The following is a 6,571-nucleotide window of genomic DNA, read 5'->3' on the forward strand; positions in this document are numbered from 1 at the left end:
CCGGCGCGCGGTGACCGAGGCACCACCGCCACGAAGGGACATCCGGCACACATGAGCGCGTCAGGCGGAACCAAGGCGATCGTGGCGGCACTCGCCGCCAACCTCGCAATCGCGGCGGCGAAGTTCGTCGCGTTTCTGTTCAGCGGCTCGTCGTCGATGCTCGCCGAGAGCGTCCACTCGCTCGCGGACTCCGGCAACCAGGGACTGCTGCTCGTCGGCGGCAAGAGAGCCACCCGCGAAGCGACCCCGCAGCATCCTTTCGGCTACGGACGCGAGCGCTATATCTACGCCTTCCTCGTCTCCATCGTCCTCTTCTCGGTCGGCGGCATGTTCGCCATCTACGAGGGCTACGAGAAGATCAAGCACCCGCACGAGATCGAGCACTGGTACTGGCCCGTCGGCGTCCTCGTCTTCGCGATCATCGCCGAGATGTTCTCCTTCCGGATGGCCATCAAGGAGTCCAACGCGCTGCGCGGCAAGCAGTCCTGGACCGACTTCGTACGCCACGCCAAGGCCCCCGAACTCCCCGTCGTACTTCTCGAAGACCTCGGCGCGCTGGTCGGTCTGATCCTCGCGCTCTGCGGTGTCAGCCTCGCCCTGGCGACGGGCAACGGCGTGTGGGACGGCATCGGCACGCTCTGCATCGGCGTACTGCTCATCCTCATCGCGCTCGTCCTCGCCGTCGAGACGAAGTCGCTGCTGCTGGGCGAGTCCGCGGGTATCGACGAGGTGCGGAAGATCGAGGGCGCGGTCGTCGACGGCGAGACCGTCACCAGCCTCATCCACATGCGTACGCTCCACCTCGGCCCCGACGAACTGCTCGTCGCCGCGAAGATCGCGGTACGCCGGGACAGCACCGCTGCCGGGATCGCCGAAGCGATCAACGCGGCCGAGGACCGCATCCGCACCGCCGTCCCCATCGCGCGCGTGATCTATCTGGAGCCGGACATCTACAGCGAGTCGGCGGCAGCGGCGGGTCTGAACCCGGCGAAGTCCCCGGGCGGCCCGGCCCCGGATACCGCCCACTGATCCCGCACGACCGAGCGCCGATCCGCCGCGCCGGACCCAACACGCCGGCTCCAGTACGACGGATCGGCACGGCGCGTCCATTACGGCAGGTCCAGTCCGAGTACGGCGGATCCAGTACGAGTAGTGCGAGCAGTACGAGTAGTACGAGCAGCGCCCCAGGTGAACCACATGGGCTCCGGGACCCCGCCGCTGCCCAGGGGCCGACTCCGCTCACCCAAGCCGACACGGGCACCGGAACCGTCCGGAAAACCCCGCCTTCCCACCCCGATGTGGCCGGATCCCGCACCCGGCGGGCTGGGGCACGCACCACCGACCGGTGTAGATTCGTGACCAGTCAGACGTCGCTGCTGATGGCGGTCGGGCGGTTCTCCTCGGGGGACCGGCCGAGGGAGAGAGGGCCTCCGACGGACTGCGCTGCGAGTGGTCCGGGCATTCGTGTGCCCGCCACCGCGGAGTCAGCCGTACCCACCCTCGACCCACACCACGAGGAGCAGCCCGCCATGACGACCGTCGCCACCAGCCAGGACTTCAAGGTCGCCGACCTCTCCCTCGCCGCATTCGGCCGCAAGGAGATCACCCTCGCCGAGCACGAGATGCCCGGCCTGATGTCGATCCGCAAGGAGAACGCCGAGCGGCAGCCGCTCGCCGGCGCCCGCATCACCGGGTCCCTGCACATGACGGTGCAGACCGCCGTACTCATCGAGACCCTGGTCGCCCTCGGCGCCGAGGTCCGCTGGGCCTCCTGCAACATCTTCTCCACTCAAGACCACGCTGCCGCCGCCATCGCGGTCGGCCCGAACGGCACCCCGGACGACCCCCAGGGCGTCCCCGTCTTCGCCTGGAAGGGCGAGACGCTGGAGGAGTACTGGTGGTGCACGGAGCAGGCCCTCACCTGGCCCGACACGCCCACCGGCGGCCCGAACATGATCCTCGACGACGGCGGTGACGCGACGCTCCTCGTCCACAAGGGCGTCGAGTTCGAGAAGGCCGGCGAGGCCCCCGACCCGTCGACGGCGGACAGCGAGGAGTTCGCCCACATCCTCACCCTGCTGAACCGCACCCTCTCCGAGAACCCGCAGAAGTGGACCCGCCTCGCGTCCGAGATCCGCGGCGTCACCGAAGAGACCACCACCGGTGTTCACCGTCTGTACGAGATGCACCGCGACGGCAACCTCCTTTTCCCGGCGATCAACGTCAATGACGCCGTCACCAAGTCGAAGTTCGACAACAAGTACGGCTGCCGCCACTCCCTGGTGGACGGCATCAACCGCGCCACCGACGTCCTCATCGGCGGCAAGGTCGCCGTGGTCTGCGGCTACGGCGACGTCGGCAAGGGCTGCGCGGAGTCCCTGCGCGGCCAGGGCGCCCGCGTGATCATCACCGAGATCGACCCCATCTGCGCCCTTCAGGCGGCGATGGACGGGTACCAGGTCACCACCCTCGACGAAGTCGTGGACAAGGCGGACCTGTTCATCACCACCACGGGCAACAAGGACATCATCATGGCCGCGGACATGGCCAAGATGAAGCACCAGGCCATCGTCGGGAACATCGGCCACTTCGACAACGAGATCGACATGGCCGGCCTGGCCAAGATCCCGGGCATCGTGAAGGACGAGGTCAAGCCGCAGGTCCACACCTGGACCTTCCCGGACGGCAAGGTCATCATCGTGCTCTCCGAAGGACGCCTGCTGAACCTGGGCAACGCCACCGGTCACCCCTCGTTCGTGATGTCCAACAGCTTCGCGGACCAGACCCTGGCGCAGATCGAGCTGTTCACCAAGCCGCAGGAGTACCCGACCGACGTCTATGTGCTGCCCAAGCACCTCGACGAGAAGGTCGCCCGACTGCACCTGGACGCGCTCGGCGTGAAGCTGACCACGCTCCGTCCCGAGCAGGCCGCCTACATCGGCGTCGAGGTCGAGGGCCCGTACAAGCCCGACCACTACCGCTACTGACGGAGTACTGACCGCGCCCGCACGCCCGCCGTCTGCTGCCGCCACCACGCACCCGGCTTCACGGCCCGGCCGGTGACGAGCGACCGCGGATCAGCCAATCCCAGAGGTACTCGGCAGGCCCCCGCACCCCCGTGTCGGGGGCCTGCCCGTACCTCCCCCTACGCCCAGGCTCTCCATCGCGTTCACGAAGTCCGGCAGAGCCCGGCAGGTTCCGCGAGAGCCGTCACCGCGAACGGCGCCTCACGACAGCCCCACCGCACAAGGACTCCGACGCTCATGCCCCGCGGCCGATATTCGCTCTACGATCCGCACGATCGCACCCCTCTCGGCGAAGAACACTTCCAGTGCGCACCGGGCCCCTCCGGCTGGCGCTACGTCTCCCAGATCACCACCCCTTCCGGCGACCACACCGGTTCTGTCGATCTCGCCCTGGACGAACTCGGCCGCCCCCTACGTCTCGAACTCCACGCCGCGAGCTGGCAGGTCCGCGGTGCCGCCCTCGACGGCGTCACCTGGGTCCGCACCGACCCCACCGGCACCCACGCGACCGAAGGCAATGCCCGCGCCCACGCCTTCACCGGCGCATCCCCCGCATTCCTCATCGCGATCACTCGTCTGCTGCGTCTCACCCCCGATTCCCCCGCGACACGCGTCCGCCTCGTCGCGTTCACGGATCCGGTCCTCGCTCCCCGTACCCTCGACCAGTCCTGGGCCCTGATGAACAGTGAAGCGCACGCCACTGACAACGGCCCTCTGATCGTGGACGAATACCAGGTCAGCGCCCTGGACACGGGGGAACAGCACACCGTCCACATCGCCGGTGACGTGGTCCTCGCGGCACCCGGCATCGAACTCGAAGACCTCGAAACCCCGCCGTCGGCCTTTCCCCGCCCCGCTCCCTGACGACGGCCTCGCGACCTTCGTCGCCCTCACCGCCCATTGGCGACCCCACCGCCCATCGGCGACGACGGCACCACAACCACCGGCCAACCCACCGGCCCGAGATCTACGAGGGAGGGACGAACCCCGTCCCCGGCCTGGCCCGCCCGGCCTCGCCCGAGGCGTCCGCCTGCCCCTCCGCCTCCGGCTGTGACTGAGACTGCTCCCGCGTCACCGGACCCGGGACCGGCCGCACGGCCGAGCCGTGCCCATGCTGCCTCGCAAGCTCACCCTGCGGGCTCGTCTCAGGCGTCTCAAGCGTCCAGACCGACCCACGGACACCCGCGCCACCCATGACATCGGGAGCGCCCCCGGCCTCGGGGACCGGAGCAACCGCGGAGCCCGGATATCCGCCCTCACCGGACACAGCCCCGTCACCGGGGCCGAAACCGACACCGGTCGCGTATGCGGCGGCTCCGCCACCGCCGGGCCGGCTCCCGAACGCCCGCCGGGCGTCCCGTACCTGCCGCTCGTTGACCACAGCCGCCACATACGCCGCCGGTGCCACCCCCTCGGGAGCGGGCGCGCCCGTACGCTCCGCCAGCTCAGCGGCGAGCCGCTGAGCCATCGACCAGCTCACGGCCGGATCCAGCTGCCGCATCCTCATCAAGTACTGACGTATCGCAAGCCACAGCTCATCCGGCACCCCGGACAGGTCCAGCTCCGCGAACCGCCCCACGAGCCACGGCGGGGGAGGCGGCACCACTCCCACGCGCGCCGCGGGCACCCGCTCCCGTACGACCAGCGTCCCCGCGAACACATCCCCGACCCGCCGCCCTCGCGCCGACACCAGCGAGGCGATGCAGGCGACGACCCCGAACGTCATCAGGATCTCCACCATCCCCATCGCCCCACGCACCAGCGCGTGCCGGAACCGGATCGGGCCTCCGTCGTCCCGCACCACCCGCAGTCCACAGGCCAGCTTCCCCAGCGAACGCCCACGACTGAGGGTCTCCACGACTATCGGCACCCCTACCAGGACCAGCAGAGACGTGGCGATCGACACCGCCGCGAAAGCGGCGTCGTCCAGCGAGGAGGTCGTCAGCGTCAGAACCACCGAGATCGCGACGTAGGCGCCGACCACCACCAGCAGGTCGATCACGATGGCGAGTGCACGACTCGGCAGTTTCGCCGGCTGCAGCCCGAGGACGACAGCGTCCCCCGTCACCAGAGCACTCACCGATGCCGCCTCCCGCCTCCCGCGTCGACCTTCCCCGCCCCGTGCGCGCCCAGTCTGCCAAGCTGACCCGCAGAGCGCCGCAGTAGTACGAACGTACGCCCCCAGTGCCTGGAGCAGCAGCCGACATGGACCTCGATGTCTTTGTGACCGCCCACCGTGCCGAGTGGGACCGCCTCGACGAACTCCTGCGCCGGGGCCGCCGTCTCACCGGAGCCGAGGCCGATGAACTCGTCGACCTCTACCAGCGCACGGCGACCCACCTCTCTCTGATCCAGTCCAGCGCCCCCGACCCGATGCTGACGGGCCGGCTCACCCAGCTCGTCGCCCGCGCCCGCTCCACGGTGACCGGCACTCGGCGCGCCACCTGGCGTGACGCGGTCCGCTTCCTCAGCGCGGGTTTCCCGGCAGCCGTCTACCGTTCGCGTCACTGGTGGATACCGACCGCGGTCCTGTCCACCCTCGTGGCCGCGGTCATCGGCTGGTGGATCGCCGCGCATCCCGAGGTCCAGGCGGCGATCGCAGCCCCCGCCGAACTCCGCGAGATGACCCGTCCCGGCGGCGAGTACGAGACGTACTACTCCAGCAACCCGGCGGCCTCCTTCGCGGCCCAGGTCTGGACGAACAACGCCCAGGCAGCCGCCATGTGCCTCACCCTGGGTGCGTTCCTGTGCCTCCCCGTGATCTGGATCCTCTTCCTGAACATGCTGAACCTCGGCGTGGGCATCGGCCTGATGTCCTCGGCCGACCGCCTCGATGTGTTCCTCGGCCTCGTCCTTCCCCACGGGCTCCTCGAACTGACCGCCGTCTTCGTCGCCGCCGGCACGGGCCTCCGCCTCGGCTGGACGCTCATCGACCCCGGCCCTCTCTCCCGCCGCACCGCCCTCGCCCAGCAGGGACGCGCCGCGCTCGGCATGGCCATCGGCCTGGCCCTAGTCCTCTTCGTATCCGGCGTGATCGAAGGCTTCGTCACCCCTTCCGGCCTGCCCACCTGGGCCCGCATCTCCATCGGTATCGCCGCCGAGCTGGCCTTCCTCGCATACGTCTACGTCCTGGGCGGACGAGCGGCCCGCGCGGGCGAATCCGGTGACGTCGACGCCGCGGAACGTAGCGCCCGGCTTCCGGTCGCAGCCTGATGTGCGTCCGACCCCTCTGACCTGCTACTGTCCTCTTCTGTCCACAGAGCTGTTGACACGGCTCACGTGGGGAGGTAGATTCAAACGGTTGCCTCGGATTGGACATCATCCAGCGCAACCGATAGCGTCTCTCTCGCTCTCAACGGAAAGATCAGATTTCCGCAGAGCCAATCGACCTCTTATCCGGATCGTGAAGGCTGATTCGCTCAGTCTAAAAGCTTCTGATAATGTCGGCACCGCCGAAAGGCAAAAGGCTTCTCCAATCGGCCGCTCGATCGAAATTCCAAGCCGGAAACGGAATGGGAAAAAGGTCTGGTAAGGTTGGAAACGCA

The 6,571-nt window shown here is 68.8% G+C and carries 6 protein-coding genes; 4 read left to right on the plus strand and 2 right to left on the minus strand.

Annotated elements, in window-relative coordinates; genetic code table 11:
- Positions 1 to 51 precede the first annotated feature (51 nt).
- The 3 genes from ACWEFL_RS33420 (at position 52) to ACWEFL_RS33430 (ending at position 3,890) form a co-directional block, all read left to right on the plus strand.
- Entirely contained in the window at positions 52 to 1,029 is a 978-nt protein-coding gene (locus tag ACWEFL_RS33420) for a cation diffusion facilitator family transporter (RefSeq protein ID WP_451720172.1), read from the plus strand.
- Positions 1,030 to 1,529: 500 nt separating this feature from the next.
- Positions 1,530 to 2,987 carry an adenosylhomocysteinase gene (ahcY, locus tag ACWEFL_RS33425; protein WP_451720175.1) on the plus strand — a complete coding sequence of 486 codons (1,458 nt, stop codon included), beginning with the start codon at positions 1,530 to 1,532 and terminating at the stop codon, positions 2,985 to 2,987.
- Between the two features lie 276 nt (positions 2,988 to 3,263).
- A complete protein-coding gene (locus ACWEFL_RS33430; RefSeq protein ID WP_451720178.1) occupies positions 3,264 to 3,890 on the plus strand; it encodes a hypothetical protein in 627 nt (208 codons plus the stop codon).
- Between the two features lie 103 nt (positions 3,891 to 3,993).
- Here the strand turns inward: ACWEFL_RS33430 and ACWEFL_RS33435 are convergent, their stop codons facing one another.
- Positions 3,994 to 5,106, minus strand: a complete 1,113-nt coding sequence (locus ACWEFL_RS33435; protein WP_451720181.1) for an RDD family protein — start codon at positions 5,104 to 5,106, stop codon at positions 3,994 to 3,996.
- Between the two features lie 125 nt (positions 5,107 to 5,231).
- On the opposite strand from ACWEFL_RS33435, the gene ACWEFL_RS33440 reads away from it, so the two are divergent.
- Entirely contained in the window at positions 5,232 to 6,239 is a 1,008-nt protein-coding gene (locus ACWEFL_RS33440) for a stage II sporulation protein M (RefSeq protein ID WP_451720184.1), read from the plus strand.
- Positions 6,240 to 6,344: 105 nt separating this feature from the next.
- Here the strand turns inward: ACWEFL_RS33440 and ACWEFL_RS33445 are convergent.
- On the minus strand, positions 6,345 to 6,571 hold a 227-nt coding region (locus ACWEFL_RS33445; protein WP_451720187.1), incomplete at its 5' end, for a hypothetical protein.

The sequence above is a fragment of the Streptomyces sp. NPDC004838 genome (genome assembly GCF_053600955.1).

Coding starts and splice junctions, on each gene's coding strand:
- ACWEFL_RS33420 (WP_451720172.1), top strand. CDS start 52: ATGAGCGCGTCAGGCGGAACCAAGGCGATCGTGGCGGCACTCGCCGCC.
- ahcY (WP_451720175.1), top strand. CDS start 1,530: ATGACGACCGTCGCCACCAGCCAGGACTTCAAGGTCGCCGACCTCTCC.
- ACWEFL_RS33430 (WP_451720178.1), top strand. CDS start 3,264: ATGCCCCGCGGCCGATATTCGCTCTACGATCCGCACGATCGCACCCCT.
- ACWEFL_RS33440 (WP_451720184.1), top strand. CDS start 5,232: ATGGACCTCGATGTCTTTGTGACCGCCCACCGTGCCGAGTGGGACCGC.